This window comes from Acidovorax sp. MR-S7 (genome assembly GCF_000400995.2).
In the GTDB taxonomy this organism is placed as follows: domain Bacteria; phylum Pseudomonadota; class Gammaproteobacteria; order Burkholderiales; family Burkholderiaceae_C; genus MR-S7.
In genome coordinates this window covers 31,616-48,743 of sequence record NZ_DF238900.1, presented here as the reverse complement: position 1 = coordinate 48,743, position 17,128 = coordinate 31,616, and the positions used below count along the sequence as shown (strand labels likewise).

General features: G+C 69.8%; 18 protein-coding genes. 14 read left to right on the top strand and 4 right to left on the bottom strand.

The genetic code is table 11. The annotated features are described in order from the left end of the window. Nucleotides 1–9 precede the first annotated feature (9 nt). The 6 genes from AVS7_RS04705 to AVS7_RS04680 all read left to right on the top strand — a co-directional run bounded on the left by AVS7_RS04705 (nt 10) and on the right by AVS7_RS04680 (nt 5,362). Complete coding sequence (locus AVS7_RS04705; RefSeq protein WP_020227264.1) at nt 10–1,113, top strand: Calx-beta domain-containing protein; 1,104 nt, start codon at nt 10–12, stop codon at nt 1,111–1,113. After that, nucleotides 1,110–1,814 (top strand): hemerythrin domain-containing protein, encoded by a 705-nt coding sequence (locus tag AVS7_RS04700; protein WP_024000956.1) that lies wholly within the window; start codon nt 1,110–1,112, stop codon nt 1,812–1,814. Before AVS7_RS04705 ends, AVS7_RS04700 begins: the two co-directional genes overlap by 4 nt. Then, the gene (locus AVS7_RS04695) at nt 1,811–2,302 is read left to right on the top strand and encodes a GNAT family N-acetyltransferase (protein WP_020227262.1); all 492 of its coding nucleotides are present in this window, start codon (nt 1,811–1,813) and stop codon (nt 2,300–2,302) included. Before AVS7_RS04700 ends, AVS7_RS04695 begins: the two co-directional genes overlap by 4 nt. A 92-nt stretch (nt 2,303–2,394) precedes the next feature. Further along, nucleotides 2,395–3,777 carry a tRNA uridine-5-carboxymethylaminomethyl(34) synthesis GTPase MnmE gene (mnmE, locus tag AVS7_RS04690; RefSeq protein WP_020227261.1) on the top strand — a complete coding sequence of 461 codons (1,383 nt, stop codon included), beginning with the start codon at nt 2,395–2,397 and terminating at the stop codon, nt 3,775–3,777. Nucleotides 3,778–3,859: 82 nt separating this feature from the next. Then, entirely contained in the window at nt 3,860–4,363 is a 504-nt protein-coding gene (locus AVS7_RS04685; protein WP_020227260.1) for a Crp/Fnr family transcriptional regulator, read from the top strand. A gap of 135 nt (nt 4,364–4,498) precedes the next feature. Continuing rightward, nucleotides 4,499–5,362 (top strand): hypothetical protein, encoded by an 864-nt coding sequence (locus AVS7_RS04680; RefSeq protein ID WP_020227259.1) that lies wholly within the window; start codon nt 4,499–4,501, stop codon nt 5,360–5,362. A 32-nt stretch (nt 5,363–5,394) separates the two neighbouring features. Here the strand turns inward: AVS7_RS04680 and AVS7_RS04675 are convergent, their stop codons facing one another. Together AVS7_RS04675 and AVS7_RS04670 are read right to left on the bottom strand one after the other, a co-directional pair. Continuing rightward, nucleotides 5,395–5,949 (bottom strand): adenine phosphoribosyltransferase, encoded by a 555-nt coding sequence (locus tag AVS7_RS04675; protein ID WP_020227258.1) that lies wholly within the window; start codon nt 5,947–5,949, stop codon nt 5,395–5,397. A gap of 33 nt (nt 5,950–5,982) precedes the next feature. Continuing rightward, nucleotides 5,983–7,965, bottom strand: coding sequence for a monovalent cation:proton antiporter-2 (CPA2) family protein (locus AVS7_RS04670; RefSeq protein WP_020227257.1), 1,983 nt, complete (start codon nt 7,963–7,965; stop codon nt 5,983–5,985). Between the two features lie 48 nt (nt 7,966–8,013). On the opposite strand from AVS7_RS04670, the gene AVS7_RS04665 reads away from it, so the two are divergent. From AVS7_RS04665 to AVS7_RS04650, 4 genes are read left to right on the top strand one after another with little or no spacing between them, the layout of a single operon-like run. Beyond that, a complete protein-coding gene (locus AVS7_RS04665) occupies nt 8,014–9,018 on the top strand; it encodes an SIS domain-containing protein (RefSeq protein WP_020227256.1) in 1,005 nt (334 codons plus the stop codon). Beyond that, entirely contained in the window at nt 9,018–9,581 is a 564-nt protein-coding gene (locus AVS7_RS04660) for an HAD family hydrolase (RefSeq protein WP_020227255.1), read from the top strand. The genes AVS7_RS04665 and AVS7_RS04660 overlap by 1 nt, the downstream gene beginning before the upstream one ends. Continuing rightward, a complete protein-coding gene (gene lptC, locus AVS7_RS04655) occupies nt 9,578–10,198 on the top strand; it encodes an LPS export ABC transporter periplasmic protein LptC (protein WP_020227254.1) in 621 nt (206 codons plus the stop codon). Before AVS7_RS04660 ends, lptC begins: the two co-directional genes overlap by 4 nt. Continuing rightward, on the top strand, nt 10,198–10,995 hold the full coding sequence (locus tag AVS7_RS04650; protein ID WP_020227253.1) for an SDR family oxidoreductase: 798 nt from the start codon (nt 10,198–10,200) through the stop codon (nt 10,993–10,995). The genes lptC and AVS7_RS04650 overlap by 1 nt, the downstream gene beginning before the upstream one ends. A 59-nt stretch (nt 10,996–11,054) precedes the next feature. Here the strand turns inward: AVS7_RS04650 and AVS7_RS04645 are convergent, their stop codons facing one another. Continuing rightward, nucleotides 11,055–11,504: an RNA-binding protein gene (locus tag AVS7_RS04645; RefSeq protein WP_020227252.1), complete on the bottom strand. Its 450-nt coding sequence runs from the start codon at nt 11,502–11,504 to the stop codon at nt 11,055–11,057. A gap of 233 nt (nt 11,505–11,737) precedes the next feature. Continuing rightward, a complete protein-coding gene (locus AVS7_RS04640; protein ID WP_020227251.1) occupies nt 11,738–12,082 on the bottom strand; it encodes an RNA-binding protein in 345 nt (114 codons plus the stop codon). 431 nt (nt 12,083–12,513) lie between these two features. On the opposite strand from AVS7_RS04640, the gene AVS7_RS04635 reads away from it, so the two are divergent. The 4 genes from AVS7_RS04635 (at nt 12,514) to AVS7_RS04620 (ending at nt 17,042) form a co-directional block, all read left to right on the top strand. After that, nucleotides 12,514–13,071, top strand: coding sequence for a TMEM165/GDT1 family protein (locus tag AVS7_RS04635; protein WP_020227250.1), 558 nt, complete (start codon nt 12,514–12,516; stop codon nt 13,069–13,071). Nucleotides 13,072–13,182: 111 nt separating this feature from the next. Further along, nucleotides 13,183–14,310: a homoserine O-acetyltransferase gene (locus tag AVS7_RS04630; RefSeq protein ID WP_020227249.1), complete on the top strand. Its 1,128-nt coding sequence runs from the start codon at nt 13,183–13,185 to the stop codon at nt 14,308–14,310. Further along, on the top strand, nt 14,307–14,891 hold the full coding sequence (gene metW / locus AVS7_RS04625) for a methionine biosynthesis protein MetW (RefSeq protein WP_020227248.1): 585 nt from the start codon (nt 14,307–14,309) through the stop codon (nt 14,889–14,891). Before AVS7_RS04630 ends, metW begins: the two co-directional genes overlap by 4 nt. A gap of 129 nt (nt 14,892–15,020) precedes the next feature. After that, nucleotides 15,021–17,042 carry a methyl-accepting chemotaxis protein gene (locus AVS7_RS04620; RefSeq protein WP_020227247.1) on the top strand — a complete coding sequence of 674 codons (2,022 nt, stop codon included), beginning with the start codon at nt 15,021–15,023 and terminating at the stop codon, nt 17,040–17,042. Nucleotides 17,043–17,128: the final 86 nt, after the last annotated feature.

Sequence of the window (17,128 nt, the reverse complement as noted above, 5' to 3'; positions counted from 1 at the left end):
CCCATCACCATGAAATCCCTGACCCTTGCCGCGCTCGCGGCCAGCGCCGCCGTGTGTGGCGCCCTGTGCGGCGCCAGCGCCCAGGCCGCCATGCTTTACCGCTTCACCTCTCCCGCCTATGACAGCGTGACCAATTTCCAGCCGCCCTGCGGCGGCGGAAACTGTGTGACGCTGCCGGTGGGCGGGCGGGTGCAGGCGCAGTTCACCACCGTGTCGCCGCTGCCGCCCAACCTGAACTGGAGCGACGACGTCGTGCCCCTGCTCACCGGCTGGCAGATCAGCAACGGCTCCGTCCTCCTGGCCCACAGCACGCCGGGCGTGCGCATCGTCAACTTCCACATCGCCACCGACGCGGCGGGCCGCATCACCAGCTCGCGCATCAGCGTCAGCCGCTGGATGGACGGCGGCCCCGGCCCCCATGCGGCGGGGGACCGCGTCGCCTACCTCACCGCCCATTCCGCCCACACGTACGAGAGCTACACGGTGCTCAACGCGCCCTGCAGCACGCTGGGCACTTCGCAGTGGGGCGTGCCCGACACCTGCACCGGCTTCCTGGAGCCGCCCAATGAACGCTCGCGCGCCAGCTATGCCGGCGGCACCTGGGAGATGGATGCGCCGCTGGCCAGCATCACCGACGCCACCCTGCAGGAAGGCAATGCGGGCGCGGCAGGGATGGTGTTCACCGTCTCCTTGAGCCGTGCACCCCTGCAAGCCGCCAGCCTGCGCTGGCGCGCCGTGAACGGCACCGCCACCGCACCGCAGGACTACAGCGCCGACAGCGGCATGCTCACCTGGGCCGCTGGCAGCCAGGCGCCGCGCACCATCACCATACCCATCCATGGCGACACCGACGCCGAGCCCGACGAAACCTTCACCGTGGTGCTGGAGGACTTCGTGGGTATGGCGGGCGGCGCATCGACCGTTGGCACCGGAACCATCGTCAACGACGACGTGGCGCTGCCGCCTCCACCCCCGCCACCGGCCGGTGCCACGCCCGTGCCCGCACTGACCGCAATGGGGGCCGGCGCGCTGTCGGCCTTGCTGCTCGCCGCCAGGGCCGCCGGGCGCCGCCGCGTCCGCAAGAACCACAACCCACCCGAGGAAACACCATGAAACATTCCCCTGAAACCCGCCGCGTGGATATCTATGCCGGCATCCACAAGGCCCTGCGCGCCATGATGATGGACACCCTGCACGCCGTGGGCAGCGTGGACGTGGAAGACGCCGCCGAACTGCACGCTGTCTGCGGGCGCGTGCTCGGGCTGGCCGACGCCTGCGCCAGCCATCTCGGGCACGAGAACGACTTTGTCCACTCCCTGCTGGAGGAGTACGGCAATGGCCCATGCTGGGAAGTCGCCCAAGACCACCGTGAGCACCTGGTCGCCATCGCGGAGCTGCGCGCCCTCGTCACCACGCTGCGCGCCGCCTGCCGGGGCGCGGCGCAGGCCGCTGCCGCACAAGCGCTGTACCGTCAGCTGGCCCTGTTCATTGCCGACAACTTCGTCCACATGCATACCGAAGAGGTGGAGCACAACCAGATGCTCTGGGCCCGCTGCAGCGACGACGAACTGCGCGCGCTCGAAGGCCGCATCGTCGCGGCCATCGCACCCGCCGAACACCTGGAAACCCTGCGCTGGATGGTCCCGGCGATGGCGCCGGCCGAGCGCGCACAGGTGCTGGCCGGTGTGCGTGCCCACGCGCCTGCGTCCGCCTTCGCGGCGGTTCTGGGCACGCTGCGCCCGCACCTGGACGAGAAAGGCTGGGCCAAGCTCAACCGCGACCTGGAGGCGGCATTCTATAATGCGCCCGCATGACGGATTCCGACGCTTTGCCCCTGCGCATCCGCGCGCTGCAGCCCGGCGAAGCCCTGCGCTTGTACCCCGTGTTCCACTCCGCGGTGCACCGCCTGGCCGCGCGCCACTACACGCCCGCGCAATGCGCGGCATGGGCGCCCCTGCCGTTCGATGAGGCAGCCTGGGTGCAGCGCATCGAACGCAACCACCCTTGCGTCGCGCTGGTGCGCGGCGTCATTGCCGGCTTTGCCGACCTGCAGCCCGACGGCACCATCGACCAGTTCTTCGTGGATGCCGCGCACGCAGGGCAGGGCGTCGGCAGTGCCCTGCTGGCCTTCCTGCTCGGCCAGGCGAAAGCCCAAGGCCTGCGGCAGGTGCGCTCCCATGTCAGCCTGACCGCGCAGCCGCTGTTCATGCGGCACGGGTTCGCGGTCGTGCAGCGCCAGACGGTGCAATTGCGCGGCATGGCGTTCGAGAACGCGGTGATGGCCTGCGAACTACGCCCATAATCCCTGTCGAAGGCTTATAGGCCAAAATGGCCTCCAGCGCTTATGCAGCAAGCGCAAGCAGCTATTTGTTCCATAGCATCCATTTCGCACCCATGTTGGCCCGGCACCACGATCCCATTGCCGCCATCGCCACAGCCCCCGGGCGCGGGGCCGTGGGCATCGTGCGCGTGTCGGGCCTGGGGCTGGCGCCCTTCGTGCAGGCGCTGCTCGGCCGCGCGTTGCGCCCGCGCGAGGCGCACTACCTGCCTTTCCCCGACGCCCAGGGCCAGCCCATCGACCGGGGCCTGGCGCTCTGGTTCCCCGCGCCGCACAGCTACACCGGCGAGGATGTGTTGGAGCTGCAGGCCCACGGCGGCCCCGTGGTGCTGCAGCTGCTGCTGGCGCGCTGCCTGGAGGCGGCGCCCAGCACCCTGGCGCGCCTGCGCCTGGCCGAGCCGGGCGAGTTCACCGAGCGCGCATTCCTCAACGACAAGATCGACCTGGCCCAGGCCGAGGCCATCGCCGACCTGATCGACGCCAGCACCGAGGCCGCCGCGCGCAGTGCGGGCCGCTCGCTGTCGGGCGACTTCTCGAGCGAGATCCAAGGCCTGCGCGACGCCCTGGTGCACCTGCGCATGCTGGTCGAGGCCACGCTCGACTTTCCCGAGGAGGAAATCGACTTCCTGCGCAAGGCGGACGCGCGCGGGCAGCTATCCAAATTGCAGCAAACCCTGGCTGCCGTGATGCAGCGTGCCAGCCAGGGCGCGCTGCTGCGCGAGGGCATCAAGGTCGTGATCGCGGGCCAGCCCAACGCGGGCAAAAGCTCGCTGCTCAACGCCCTGGCGGGTGCGGAGCTGGCCATCGTCACTCCCATCGCCGGCACCACGCGCGACAAGGTGCAGCAGACCATCCAGATCGAGGGCGTGCCGCTGCACGTGATCGACACCGCCGGCCTGCGCGAGAGCAGCGACGAGGTGGAGCGCATCGGCATTGCCCGCGCCTGGGACGAGATCGCGGCGGCCGATGCCGTGCTCTTCCTGCACGATCTCACGCGCCAGGATGCACCCGACTATGCCGCCGCCGACGCGGACATCGCACGCGCCTTGGCCCAGCGGCTGCCTGCTGGCGTGCCCGTGATCGACGTCTGGAACAAGACCGACGCTGCCGCTCCCGCGCCGGACCGCGCGGGCGTGCGTCTGTCGGCGCGCACCGGCGAGGGGCTGGATGCGCTGCGCCGCCAGTTGCTGCACATCGCCGGCTGGCAGTCCGCCGCCGAGGGTATCTACATCGCCCGCGCCCGCCACATCGAAGCCCTGCGCGCCGTGGATGCCCACCTGATGGAAGCCGCCGCCCAATTGGAAAGCACCGGCCCCGCGCTCGACCTGCTGGCCGAGGAGCTGCGCTTGGCGCAGAACGCATTGGGCGCCATCACCGGCGAATTCACCTCGGACGACCTGCTGGGCGTGATTTTTTCCAGCTTCTGCATCGGCAAGTGAGCTGCGGCTGCTTGTGCGCCGGATGTAAGCAGTGGTAATGCCGGCTTGTGCGGATCGCGGGGCCGCGTTACCGTCGCGCGCGATGAACGCCGTCACCCCCGCCACCCCTTCCTCCGCCTCCAAGGTCGATCTGCGCGGCCTGGTGCAGGCCATCGCGCAGGCGTCGGCCGAGGACAGCATGAACAACGTGCTGACTGCGGACCAGTGGGAACTGCTGTCGCACTACCTGCTGCCGCTGAGCCTGTCGGCCGGGCAGGTGCTCTTCGCGCAGGGCACGACGGACCGCACGCTCTACCTGCTCGAAAGCGGCAGCCTCAGCGTGCACTACGAAGACGAGAAGCAGCGCCTGCGCCTGGCCATCGTCGGCCCTGGCTCGGTGGTGGGCGAGGGCGCCTTCTTCTCGCACCGCCCCCGCAGCGCGACAGTGCAGGCCGGCGCGCCGTGCAAGCTCTGGAGCCTGCCCGCGCTGCGCTTCGCCGAACTGTCCAACCGCCAGCCGGCGGTGGCGCTCGCGCTGGCCATGGCGTCCGGCGCGGTGCTGGCCAAGCGCCTGGGCAACCGCCGCCGCCGCGTCGCCGCCACCTGACCGGCCGGCGCCGATGGCGGCGTGTCGGATGGCGCACATTCCCGGCGCGCTGCGGCGCATGTCCATGCCCTGGCGTCAAGGGCGCGCAGTACACTGTCAGCCGTTTTTCAAGTGCGCTCCCGACGAAGGCATGGCATGTCGCTGTTCAGCTGGTTCTTCCGCAAACCCCAGGCCAAGGCGCCCGCTGCGCGCCCGCGCCCGGCAGCCCCGCCGTTGAGGGCGGAGGCTGCGCCCCTGGCCGGGGCGCGCAACAGCAAGCCCCTGCTGGAGCCGCAGCCGACGCCGGAGCAACTGGCCGGCCGCAAGAACGAGCGCATGGAGCGCCGCGAACTGCTCTACACCGTGGTGCGCGACGCCATGGTGCGGGCGGGCGTGCTGTCCGCGGGCTACAAGTTCAAGGTCCTGTCGCTGGACCAGCGCGGCGCCCAGTTCCTGGTGATGATGGACCTGGTGCCGGAATACGGCAGCGACACCGCGCGGCTGAGCGAAATCGAGGCGATGATCGCGCAGGCGGCGCGCACGCGCTTCGACATCCTGGTGACGGCGGTGTACTGGCGCGTCAACGACCAGGCCGCGGGCTCCCGCCGTGCTGCGGCCGCGCCCGCAGCAGCAACCGGCACGGCACCGGCGCCCCTTGCGCCCACGTCGCCCACGTCGCTCATCATCGCCGCGCCGCGGCCGGCGCCTGCGCGCAACGGCAACCCGGTGCTGTCCTCCCGTCCCGCGCCCCTGGTCCCGCCCGCTCCCCCTGCTGCGGCGCGCACCACGCCGCGCTTCGAGCCCATCGAGGCCGATGAGGTGGCCGCCTTCAAGCAGGCGCTGGTGCATGCGGCCGCCACCCGCCCTGTGGCGCCTCCGCCGCCCCTGGGCGTGACCACGCGCAGCGGCCCGCTGCTGCCGCCGGCGCCCGCTCCCACGGGGTTCGAGGACACGGTGATGCCGGGGCAGGACGGGCGCGTTTCCGATCTGAGCACGACCCAGTACGGCGACCTGCGCTGAGGTTGCGGGCCCTCGGGCCCGCCCTCCGCTGGTCAGTGGCCGCTGAAATCCACCAGCGTGTAGAGCGGCAGGCCCGTGGCGCGCAGCCGCGCCGATCCGCCCAACTCGGGCAGGTCCACGATGGCGGCGCCTTCCATGACGGTGGCGCCGAGCTTCTCCAGCAGTTTCTTGCCGGCCATCATGGTGCCGCCGGTGGCGATCAGGTCGTCGATCAGCAGCACCTTGTCGCCGGGCTGGACGGCGTCGGCATGCAGCTCCACGGTGGCGCTGCCGTATTCCAGCTCGTAGGTTTCCTCCACCGTGGTGAAGGGCAGCTTGCCCTTCTTGCGGATGGGCACGAAGCCCACGTTCAGCTCGTAGGCCACCACGGCCCCGAGGATGAAGCCGCGTGCGTCCAGGCCTGCCACGACGTCGGGGCGCAGCGCGCGGTCCATGTAGCGGTGGACGAAGGCGTCGATCAGCACGCGGAACACCTTGGGGTCCTGCAGCAGCGGCGTGATGTCGCGGAACTGCACCCCCGGCGCGGGCCAGTCGGGCACGGTGCGGATGTGCTGGCGCAGGTAGTCGTTGACGTTGAGGGAAGACATGGGCAGTGGAGCGGTGAGAGGGCAGGCGCGATGCTAACCGCGCAGCAGCTTCTCTTCCGCCAGTCCCAGCGCGGTGGGGTGTCCGCTCAGCACCAGCGTGTCGCCTTCGGCCAGCGGCGCCGCAGCCTCGCCGCGCACGCGGCCGTGGGCCCGGCGCACGTTGACGAGCCGCGCGCCGATCGCCTCCAGGGGCAGCGTGTCGGGCTCCTGGCCCACCGCGGCGGCGCCCGGCGGGAGGGTGATGGAGGACAGGCGCTCCTGGTCGCGTTCGCTGGGCGTGTCGTCGTCCGCGCCATGGAAGTAGCCGCGCAGCAAGCCGTAGCGCGCGTCGCGCTGGTCGCGCACCAGGCGCAGCACGCGCCGCATGGGCACGCCCACGAGGGCCAGGGCGTGGCTGGCCAGCATCAGCGAGCCTTCGATGGCCTCGGGCACCACCTCGGTGGCGCCGGCGGTCTGCAGCCGGTCCAGGTCGGCGTCGTCCTGCGTGCGCACCACCACGGGCACATGGGGCGCGTGGGTGCGCGTCTGTTCCAGCACCTTGAGGGCCGAGGGCGTGTCCAGATAGGTGACCGCCACGGCGGCCGCGCGCGCCAGGCCCGCGGCCATCAGGGCCTGCAGGCGCGTGGCGTCGCCGAAGACCACGGAGTTGCCCGCGGCGGCGGCCTGGCGCACGCGGTCGGGGTCCAGGTCCAGCGCCAGGTAGGGGATGCCCTCGCGCTCCAGCATGCGCGCCAGGTTCTGCCCGCAGCGGCCGTAGCCGCAGATCAGCACGTGCCCGCTGGTGTTGATGGACAGCCGCGCGATGCTGGTCACCTGCAGCGACTGCTGCAGCCAGTCGCTGGCGACGAGCTTCATCACGATGCGGTTGCTGTACTGGATGAGGAAGGGCGTGGCCAGCATCGACAGCACCATGGCGGCGAGCACCGGGTTCATGAGCGAGGGCTGGACCAGCTCGTGCACCTGCATCAGCGACAGCAGCACGAAGCCGAACTCGCCCGCCTGGGCCGCGTAGAGCGCTGTGCGCAGCGACACCCCGGATGTCGCCCCCAGCCCCCGGGCCAGCGCGAAGATGATCGCCGTCTTGAGCAGCAGCGGCCCGGCCAGCAGCAGCAGCACCAGCGCCCAGCGCTCCAGCAGGATATGCCAGTCCAGCATCATGCCCACGGTGATGAAGAACAGGCCCAGCAGCACGTCGTGGAAGGGGCGGATGTCCGTGCCCACCTGGTGGCGGTATTCGGTCTCCGACACCAGCACGCCGGCGATGAATGCGCCCAGCGCCAGCGACAGGCCGGCCTGCTCGGTGAGCCAGGCCAGCCCCAGCGTCACCAGCAGCAGGTTGAGCATGAACAGCTCCTCGCTCTTGCGCCGCGCCACCAGCGTGAGCCACCAGCGCATCACGCGCTGGCCGCCCGCCAGCAGCAGGCCCACGAGCACGGTGGCCTTGAGCAGGGCCAGGCCCAGCGCCAGCAGCAGCTGGTCGGACGACGATCCCAGGGCCGGCACCAGCACCAGCAGCGGCACCACGGCCAGGTCCTGGAACAGCAGGATGCCGAGCACGCGCCGGCCGTGCTCGCTCTCCAGCTCGCCGCGCTCGGACATGAGCTTGACCACGATCGCCGTGCTGCTCATCGTCAGCGTGCCGCCCAGCGCCAGGGCCGTCTGCCAGCCCATGTCCCACACCCCCCCGGCCAGGCGCGAGAGCAGCAGCAGGGCGGTGGTGAAGGCGGCCATGGACAGCGCCACCTGCAGCATCCCCAGGCCGAACACGTGGCGGCGCATGGCGCGCAGCTTGGGCAGGCTGAATTCCAGCCCGATGGTGAACATGAGGAACACCACGCCGAACTCGCCCAGGTGGCGCACCCCTTCGGAATTCTGCGTGAGCGCCAGTGCGTGCGGCCCGATCAGGATGCCCGCCGCCAGGTAGCCCATCATGGGCGGCAGCTTGAGTGTGCGGCAGGCCACCACGCCCAGCACGGCGGCCAGCAGGTACAGCAGGGTCAGTGCCAGCGAGGACATGCGCCATCCTAGCCGAGCGCCTGCCAGGGCGGCCGATAGAATCCGCCCATGCCTACCGCCGCCGCAGCAGCCGCCACTCCCTTCGATGCCCAGCAGGTCCTGCGCCTGGGACGGGAGACCTTCGACATCGAGGCCGCGGCGCTGGCGCACATGGGCGCGCGCCTGGGCCCGGCCTTCGTGCAGGCGGTTCAGCGCGTGCTGGCGACGGCCGGCCGCGTGATCGTCATGGGCATGGGCAAGAGCGGCCACGTGGGCCGCAAGATCGCGGCCACGCTGGCCTCCACCGGCACCCCCGCCTTCTTCGTGCACCCGGCCGAGGCCAGCCATGGCGACCTCGGCATGGTGGCGGGGGGCGACCTGGTGCTGGCCATCTCCAACAGCGGCGAAAGCCAGGAGATCACCGTGCTGCTGCCCGTGCTCAAGCGCCAGGGCGTGCCTCTGATCGCCATGACCGGCGGCCTGCAGTCCACGCTGGCGCGCCATGCCGATCTGGTGCTCGACTGCGGCGTGGTGCGCGAGGCCTGCCCGCTCAACCTGGCCCCCACCACCAGCACCACCGCGCAACTGGCCATGGGCGACGCGCTGGCCGTGGCGCTGCTGGATGCGCGCGGCTTCCGCCCGGAAGACTTCGCGCGCTCCCACCCGGGGGGGGCGCTGGGCCGCCGGCTGCTCACCCACGTGCGCGACGTCATGCGCATGGGCACGGAAGTGCCACGCGTCTCGCCCCAGGCCGGCTTCAGCGAGCTGATGCGCGAGATGAGCGCCAAGGGCGTGGGCGCCTCCGCCGTGGTGGACGCCGCCGGCCGCCCCGTGGGCATCTTCACCGACGGCGACCTGCGCCGCCGTATCGAGGCCGGTGCGGACCTGCGCGCCCTGCACGCCGAGGACCTCATGCACCCGCACCCCCGCACCATCGCCGCCGATGCCCTGGCGGCCGACGCCGCCCAGGCCATGGAACAGCACGCGATCACCAGCGTGCTGGTCACTGACACGGACGGCGTGCTGGTGGGCGTCGTGCACATCGGCGACCTGATGCGCGCCAAGGTCATCTGATGCACGCGCTGCCTTCTCTTTCCCCCGCGCTGCAATTCGACCCTGAACTGCTGTTGCGCGCGCAGGACGTGCGCGTGGCTTTCTTCGACGTGGACGGCGTGCTGACCGACGGAAGCCTCTACTTCACCGAGGCGGGCGAGACGCTCAAGCGCTTCCACACCCTCGACGGCCACGGCATCAAGCTGCTGCAGCAGGCCGGCATCACGCCCGCCGTGGTCACCGGCCGCGACGCGCCAGCGCTGCGCCTGCGCCTGAAAGCGCTGGGCGTGGCGCATGCGCGCTTCGGCACAGAGGACAAGCGCCCCGCGGCCGAAGCCATCCTGGCCGAACTGGGCCTGGGCTGGACGCAGGCCGCGGCCATGGGCGACGACTGGCCCGACCTGCCCGTCATGCGCCGCGCGGCCTTCGCCTGCGCGCCCGCCCAGGCACACATCGAGGCCCGGGCCGTGGCCCACTACACCACGGCGGCACCCGGCGGAAGCGGCGCCGCGCGGGAATTCTGCGACCTGCTGCTCGCCGCCAGCGGCCGCTACGCCGGCCTGCTGGCTGCGCACGCCGGATGAGCCAGCCCCTGCGCCAGGCGTGGGAGCGCCTGTCCCTCTACCTGCCCGTGGTACTCATGGGCCTGCTGGCACTGGGCACGTGGTGGCTGGTGCGCAACGCGCCCAAGCCCCTGGCGCCCGCCCAGGAGCAGGAAGTGCGCCACGAGCCCGACTACTACATGCGCGACTTCTCCGTGAAGAGCTTCGATGCCACGGGCCGCTTGCACAGCGAGGTGCGCGGCACCCTGGCGCGGCACTACCTCGATACCGACACGCTGGAGATCGACCAGGTGCGCATGCGCGCCGTGAACGCCGAAGGCCGCATCACCACGGCCACCGCCAACCGCGCCGTGACCAACGCCGACGGGTCGGAGGTCCAGCTCTTCGGCAACGCCGTCGTCACGCGCGAGTACACGGCCCGCGCCGGCCGCCAGCCGCTGCCGCGTCTGGAATTCCGCGGCGAATTCTTGCATGCCTGGGTGAACGACGAGCGGGTGCGCTCGGACCGGCCCGTCACGCTCACGCGCGGCACCGACACCTTCACCGCCGACAGCATGGACTACGACCATCTGGACCAGACCCTGCGCCTGCAGGGCCGCGTGCACGGCACCCTGATGCCTGCTCCCGCCCGCCGCTGATGCCCATGGCCGCTGCCGCGCCCCTGGTCTTCATCACCGGCGCCTCCAGCGGCATCGGCCGCGCGCTGGCCCTGCGCTACCACCAGGCCGGCTGGCGGCTGGCGCTGTCGGCCCGCAGGGAGGATTTCATAAAATCATGGGCTAGCGCTTGCGGGATAAGCGCAAGTAGCTATGAAATTTATAGTGCTGATATCGCGCAGCCCGACCGCATCATGGCGGCCGGCCAGTCCTGCCTGGAGCGGCAGGGGCTGCCTGACGTGGTCATCGCCAACGCCGGCATCAGCATCGGCATGGACACGGCCGAGCGCAGCGACATCGACGTCATGGCACGCACCTTCGCCACCAACAACGTCGGCATGGCTGCCACCTTCCAGCCCTTCGTGGCGCCCATGGCGCTGCGCGGCAGCGGGCGGCTGGTGGGCATCGGCAGCGTGGCGGGCATCCGGGGCCTGCCCGGCCACGGCGCCTACTGCGCCAGCAAGGCGGCGGCGATCAGCTACTGCGAAAGCCTGCGCGGCGAGCTGCGCGCCAGTGGCGTGCGGGTGGTGACGATCTGCCCCGGCTACGTGGATACGCCGCTCACGCGCGAGAACCGCTACGCCATGCCCTTCCTGATGCGGGCCGAGGACTTTGCCGACCAGGCGTTCAAAGCCATCGAGGCGGGCGCGAGCTACCGCGTCATTCCCTGGCAGATGGGGGTGGTGGCCAAGCTGCTGCGCGTGCTGCCCAATGCCCTGTTCGACCGCGTGCTGGCCGGACGCCCGCGCAAGCACCGGCAGGGAGAAGGCCGCTCCTGAACGGCGCGGGGCCAAGAAAAAAGGCTCCCGAGGGAGCCTGTCTTGTGCGCTGGTGGGCCTCAGTAGCTGTTGCCGCCGCCACCGTAGCCGCCGCGGCCACCACCGCCGCCGCCACGCGGACCCGCGCCATACGGGCTGCGGAAGCCGCCTTCGCTGCGGCCGCCACCACCGAAGCCACCGCCGCCGCCGCCACTGCGGCCGCCGCCGTAACCACCGCCGCCGCCACCACCGAAGCCGCCGCCGCTGCGGGGGGGGCGGGGTTCCATGGGGCGCGCTTCGTTCACCACGAGGCTGCGGCCGCCCAGGGACTGGCCGTTCATGCCGTTGATGGCGTCTTGTGCCTCGGCGTCACTGCCCATCTCGACGAAGCCGAAACCCTTGGAGCGGCCCGTGTCCCGCTCCATCATGACCTTGGCGCTGGTCACGGCGCCAAACTGGCCAAACGCCTGCTCGAGATCTTGGTCGCGCACCGTGTAGGGCAGGTTGCCGACATACAGTTTGTTGCCCATCAAGGGACTCCTCAAAAACAATTGGATAGAGCGACGGAGTCCCGAACCCGCAGCCAGTTGATCACAAAGACGCCCCTATGCGCGAAACTGACGGATCACCGCAACCTCGGCGAGGCAAAAAACTCGCCGCAAATATTATGTGCCAGAACTACGGCAGAAATACAAGGAGTTTTCCGCCCCTGTGGCACAAAAAAAAGAGGGCCTTTCGGCCCTCTCTTCATTTGCAGTCGCTATCAGTAGCTGGAGCGGCCGCCGCCGTAGCCACCGCGGCCACCGCCACCGCCGTAGCCGCCGCCACCGAAGCCACCGCCGCTGCGGGGGGGGCGGGGTTCCATCGGACGGGCTTCGTTGACCACCAGGTCACGGCCGCCGAAGTTCTGGCCATGCACGCCCTGGATGGCGGCCTGGGCTTCGGCATCGCTGCCCATTTCGACGAAACCAAAGCCCTTGGAGCGGCCGGTGTCGCGCTCCATCATGACCTTGGCGCTTTGGACGGCGCCGAATTGGCCGAACGTCTGCTCCAGGTCGTTGTCGCGGAAGGAATAGGGCAGATTGCCCACGTAGAGTTTGTTGCCCATGATCGGACTCCTAAAAAAACACGAAATGCGATGGAGCCTGACGCAATCAACAAACCTGTGACGACTTCAAAGACGCGAAACTGACCAAACACCGCAGCCTGCATTCCTGCAAGGCAGAAAGGCGTAACCATTATCGGGCATTGCCGCGTGCAGAAAACGGCGGATAGTGCGTGGCAGCAACACTTTTCAGGGTAAATACCTGGGCGGTCGTTACAATGCGCCCCAGTCCTTGGGGAGTAGCCTGCCCTTGCGTCGCTGGCGCGAGAGGAGGCATGCATCAACAGACTTGGGGCCCACCGGGCGCCATGGTGCATGAGGTCCGCCGCAATGGCGGGCTGGGCGAGACCATTGACTGCGCGCCGATCCCATAGGCCGGAATCGGTGCGCGGTCAATGCTGTCCGATCTATTTCCGGCCGGAAATCCCCCCACCATGGAAGCCTTCCTCGTCTCTACCGCCATCGTCGCCCTTGCCGAAATGGGCGACAAGACCCAGCTGCTCTCGCTCGTGCTCGCCGCGCGGTTCCGCAAGCCCTGGCCTATCGTCTGGGGCATTTTCGTGGCCACCGTGGTCAACCATGCGCTGGCCGGGGCCGTGGGCGCATGGGTGACCACGGTGCTGGGGCCGCAGGCGCTGCGCTGGGTGCTGGGGCTGTCGTTCATCGCCATGGCCGTGTGGATGCTGATCCCCGACAAGCTCGACGACGATGGAGCAACCCGGGCGCCGCGCTTCGGCGTCTTCGGCACCACGCTCGTGGCCTTCTTCCTGGCCGAGATGGGCGACAAGACGCAGATCGCCACGGTGATGCTGGCGGCGCAGTACAGCGCCTACCTCTGGGTGGTGGCCGGCACCACGCTGGGCATGATGCTCGCCAATGCGCCCGTCGTCTGGCTGGGCGAGCGCATCACGCGGCGCGTGCCGATCCGCGCGGTGCACGTGGTTTCGGCCCTCATCTTCCTCGTGCTCGGGCTGCTGGCGCTTTTGGCATAATGGCCGACGCGCCGATTTGCCACCGCTTGCGGGCGCTTTACAAATTCAGCTAAAGACATGACCGATGGAGATGCGACCCGGCCTCGTTTTTAGCGACAGCCGGGTTTTTTCATGTCCTTCATCGCCACACCGCAGTCCATGCACTTCGCCGAGGCCCTCGCCCTGCAGTCGGGCGCCTCGATCCGCGACTACACGCTGGCCTACGAAACCTACGGCACGCTGAATGCCGACAAGAGCAACGCCGTGCTCGTGTGCCACGCGCTCAATGCCTCCCACCACGTCGCGGGCGTCTACGAAGGCCAGCCGAAAAGCGAGGGCTGGTGGGACAACATGATCGGGCCGGGCAAGCCGGTGGACACCAACCGCTTCTTTGTCATCGGCGTCAACAACCTGGGCTCGTGCTTCGGCTCCACCGGCCCCATGCACACCCACCCCGACACAGGCGAGGTCTATGGCGCCGATTTCCCCGTGGTCACGGTGGAGGACTGGGTGAATGCCCAGGCGCGGCTCCTGGACTGCCTGGGCATCGAGCAGCTCGCCGCCGTGATGGGCGGCAGCCTCGGCGGCATGCAGGCGCTGAGCTGGACGCTGCAGTATCCCGGGCGCATGCGCCACGCCGTGGTGGTGGCCAGCGCCCCCAACCTCACGGCCGAGAACATCGCCTTCAACGAGGTGGCGCGCCGCGCCATCGTGACCGATCCCGACTTCCACGGCGGGCACTTCTACCGCCACGGCGTGATACCCAAGCGAGGCCTGCGCATCGCGCGCATGATCGGCCACATCACCTACCTGAGCGACGACGTGATGAACGAGAAGTTCGGACGCCAGCTGCGCGAGGGGATGCAGCTCAAGTACAGCACGCAGGACATCGAGTTCCAGATCGAGAGCTACCTGCGCTACCAGGGCGACAAGTTCAGCGAATACTTCGACGCCAACACCTACCTGCTCATCACGCGCGCGCTCGACTACTTCGACCCTGCGCGCCAGCATGGCGGCAGCCTCACGCAGGCGCTGGCCGCGGCGCGCGCCCGCTTCTTGCTCGTGAGCTTCACCACCGACTGGCGCTTCTCGCCCCAGCGCAGCCGGGAGATCGTGCACGCCCTGCTGGAGAACCGCCGCGACGTGAGCTACGCCGAGATCGACGCACCCCACGGGCATGACGCCTTTCTGCTAGATGACGACCGCTACATGGGCGTAGTTCGCTCTTATTTCGATAGTATCGCCAAGGAGCCGACATGAGCGACCACGCCACCATGCAAGCCATCGCGCGCCGCGTGCCCCAGGGGGCGCGCGTGCTCGACCTGGGTTGCGGCGACGGGGCGCTGCTCGACCTGCTGCAGCGCGAGCGCGGCTGCAGCGGCTACGGCATCGAGATCGCCGACGCCAACGTGCTGGCTTGCGTGCGCCGCGGCGTGAACGTGATCCAGCTCAACCTCGACGAGGGGCTAGCCATGTTCGCCGACAACAGCTTCGATGTGGTCTTGCAGATCGACACACTGCAGCACCTGCGCAACGCCGAGGTGATGCTGCGCGAGACCGCTCGCGTGGGGCGCAGCGGCATCGTCGCCTTCCCGAATTTCGCCCACTGGCCCAACCGCCTGTCGGTGCTGCGCGGACGCATGCCCGTCACGCGGCGCCTGCCCTACCAGTGGTACGACACGCCCAACATCCGCGTGGGCACGTACAAGGACTTCGAGGTGCTGGCCGGCAAGAACAAGCTGCGCATCCTCGACGCCTTCGGGCTGCAGGACGGGCGGGAGGTACGCTGGCTGCCCAACGCGCGCGCCGGCACGGCGGTGTTCCACTTCGAGCACGATTGAGGCCGGACCGCCCGGTACGTGACACCGCGTAAGGGATTGCGTGAATAAATGTAACTAAATGTTTGCCGTAGATTCGTTGGCCCGTCCGGAGCGAACCGGACACCACGAATATCTCAGGAGACACTCCCCATGGCTGCTTCGTCCGCCAACAACCGTTCCGTCGCCCGCCGGGTCACGCTGATGGCGCTGTGCCTGGTGGCGCTGGTGCTGGTGGGTGTGGGGGCGACGCTGGCGGTGCTGACCGAGCGCAGCACGCGCGCGCAGCTGGTGCAGAGCGTGGGCACGACGGCGCAGGCCGTGGCCCAGTCGCTGGACGCCGCCGACAACACCAACCGCGAGATGGTGCGCGCCACGATGCGGGGCTTCCAGCGGTACTTCGAGGCCACCATGCAGCTCGACGAAGGCGCGGGCGAACTGCGCAGCTACGGCGCGCTGGTCAATGGCGACTACGGCTCGGTAGACAAGTTTGCCCAGGAGACGGGCGGCGTGGCCTCCGTGTATGCGCGCAAGGGCGACGACTTCGTGCGCATCACCACGTCCGTGAAGAACGCCCAGGGCGAGCGCGAACTGGACACGCCGCTTGCGCGCACCGACCCGGCCTATGCCGCCGTGCTCAAGGGCGAGCCCTTCACCGGCCTGGTCATGGTGCAGGGCAAGCCCTACATGGGCCACTACCTGCCCGTCAAGGACGCCAGCGGCAAGATCGTGGCGCTGCTGTTCATCGGCAACGACGTGAGCATCTTCCACACCATGCTGCAAAAGCAAGTCGAGCAGACGCGCTTCTTCGAGCATGGCGGCGTGTACGTGATCAACCCCGGCGTTTCGCTGGAGCAGGCGCGCTTCGTCTACCACCCCGCGGCGCGCGGGCGCGGCGTGCTGGAGGCCTTCCCGCAGGCCAAGCCCTTCCTGGAATCGCTGGCGGCCGCCGAGGACGGTTTCGTGCGCCACGCGGCCTCCGTGCTCTATGCCGACGCGGACGACCCCTGGGCACTCATGCGCAAGACCCAAGGCGGCTGGTGGGTGGTGGCCGAGGTGCCCGATGCCGAGGCCATGGCCGGCCAGCGCCACATCACCTGGGCCGTGTGGGGGCTGATGGCCCTGGCCGTGGCGCTGCTGGGCGTGGGCCTGCTCGTGATGCTGCGCCGCGGCGTGAGCCAGCCGCTCACCGAGCTCACGCAGGCCATCACCCTCGTGGCGCACGGCGACCTCACCCAGAGCTTCCGCACCACGCGGCGCGACGAGATCGGCGCCCTGGTGCAGGAGGTGGAAGGCATGCGCCAGCGCTACGTGCAGATGCTGCAGCAGGTGCGCACGGCGGTGGACAGCATCGACACCGCCAGCGCCGAGATCGCCAGCGGCAACCAGGACCTGTCCGCCCGCACCGAAGCCACGGCCAGCAGCCTTGCGCAAACCGCGCAGAGCATGGACCAGTTCACCGCCACGGTGCGCCAGTCGGCCGACGCGGCGCGCCAGGCCAACCAGCTCGCCGCGTCCGCCGCGGAGGTGGCCGCGCGCGGCGGGCAGGTGGTGGGCGAGGTGGTCACCACCATGGGCGACATCAACCAGAGTTCGCGCAAGATCGCCGACATCATCGGTGTGATCGACGGCATCGCGTTTCAGACCAACATCCTGGCGCTCAACGCCGCCGTGGAAGCGGCGCGCGCGGGCGAGCAGGGCCGGGGCTTCGCCGTGGTGGCGGGCGAAGTGCGCAGCCTGGCGGGCCGCTCGGCCGAGGCGGCGCGCGAGATCAAGCAGCTCATCCAGGCCTCGGTGCAGAAGGTCGAGTCCGGCGCGCGCCTGGTGCAGGACGCGGGCAGCACCATGGGCGAGATCGTGGGCAGCGTGCAGCGCGTGGGCGACATCATCGGCGAGATCACCGTCGCCGCTGACGAGCAGGCCGGCAGCATCGGCCAGGTCAACCAGGCCGTGGGCCAGCTCGACCAGATGACGCAGCAGAATGCCGCCCTCGTCGAGCAATCGGCCGCCGCGGCGCACAGCCTGCGCGAGCAGGCCTCGCGCCTGGCCGGCGCGGTGCAGGTGTTCAAGCTCGGCCCGGGCATGGACGGGCCGGCGGCGCTGGCGCTGGAGGCCGCGCCGCCCCAGCCGGCCCTGGGCGCGCGGGCCGCGCAGCCGGCGCTCGAACATGCCTGAGGGCGCATTGGTCACGGCAAAGGCACCCTGACCTTGCCCTGAGCACCGCACAGGTTCAGGGGCAGGGGGCGGCGCACGGTTATCCT

Coding starts and splice junctions, on each gene's coding strand:
- AVS7_RS04705 (WP_020227264.1), top strand. CDS start 10: ATGAAATCCCTGACCCTTGCCGCGCTCGCGGCCAGCGCCGCCGTGTGT.
- AVS7_RS04700 (WP_024000956.1), top strand. CDS start 1,110: ATGAAACATTCCCCTGAAACCCGCCGCGTGGATATCTATGCCGGCATC.
- AVS7_RS04695 (WP_020227262.1), top strand. CDS start 1,811: ATGACGGATTCCGACGCTTTGCCCCTGCGCATCCGCGCGCTGCAGCCC.
- mnmE (WP_020227261.1), top strand. CDS start 2,395: ATGTTGGCCCGGCACCACGATCCCATTGCCGCCATCGCCACAGCCCCC.
- AVS7_RS04685 (WP_020227260.1), top strand. CDS start 3,860: ATGAACGCCGTCACCCCCGCCACCCCTTCCTCCGCCTCCAAGGTCGAT.
- AVS7_RS04680 (WP_020227259.1), top strand. CDS start 4,499: ATGTCGCTGTTCAGCTGGTTCTTCCGCAAACCCCAGGCCAAGGCGCCC.
- AVS7_RS04675 (WP_020227258.1), bottom strand. CDS start 5,949: ATGTCTTCCCTCAACGTCAACGACTACCTGCGCCAGCACATCCGCACC.
- AVS7_RS04670 (WP_020227257.1), bottom strand. CDS start 7,965: ATGTCCTCGCTGGCACTGACCCTGCTGTACCTGCTGGCCGCCGTGCTG.
- AVS7_RS04665 (WP_020227256.1), top strand. CDS start 8,014: ATGCCTACCGCCGCCGCAGCAGCCGCCACTCCCTTCGATGCCCAGCAG.
- AVS7_RS04660 (WP_020227255.1), top strand. CDS start 9,018: ATGCACGCGCTGCCTTCTCTTTCCCCCGCGCTGCAATTCGACCCTGAA.
- lptC (WP_020227254.1), top strand. CDS start 9,578: ATGAGCCAGCCCCTGCGCCAGGCGTGGGAGCGCCTGTCCCTCTACCTG.
- AVS7_RS04650 (WP_020227253.1), top strand. CDS start 10,198: ATGCCCATGGCCGCTGCCGCGCCCCTGGTCTTCATCACCGGCGCCTCC.
- AVS7_RS04645 (WP_020227252.1), bottom strand. CDS start 11,504: ATGGGCAACAAACTGTATGTCGGCAACCTGCCCTACACGGTGCGCGAC.
- AVS7_RS04640 (WP_020227251.1), bottom strand. CDS start 12,082: ATGGGCAACAAACTCTACGTGGGCAATCTGCCCTATTCCTTCCGCGAC.
- AVS7_RS04635 (WP_020227250.1), top strand. CDS start 12,514: ATGGAAGCCTTCCTCGTCTCTACCGCCATCGTCGCCCTTGCCGAAATG.
- AVS7_RS04630 (WP_020227249.1), top strand. CDS start 13,183: ATGTCCTTCATCGCCACACCGCAGTCCATGCACTTCGCCGAGGCCCTC.
- metW (WP_020227248.1), top strand. CDS start 14,307: ATGAGCGACCACGCCACCATGCAAGCCATCGCGCGCCGCGTGCCCCAG.
- AVS7_RS04620 (WP_020227247.1), top strand. CDS start 15,021: ATGGCTGCTTCGTCCGCCAACAACCGTTCCGTCGCCCGCCGGGTCACG.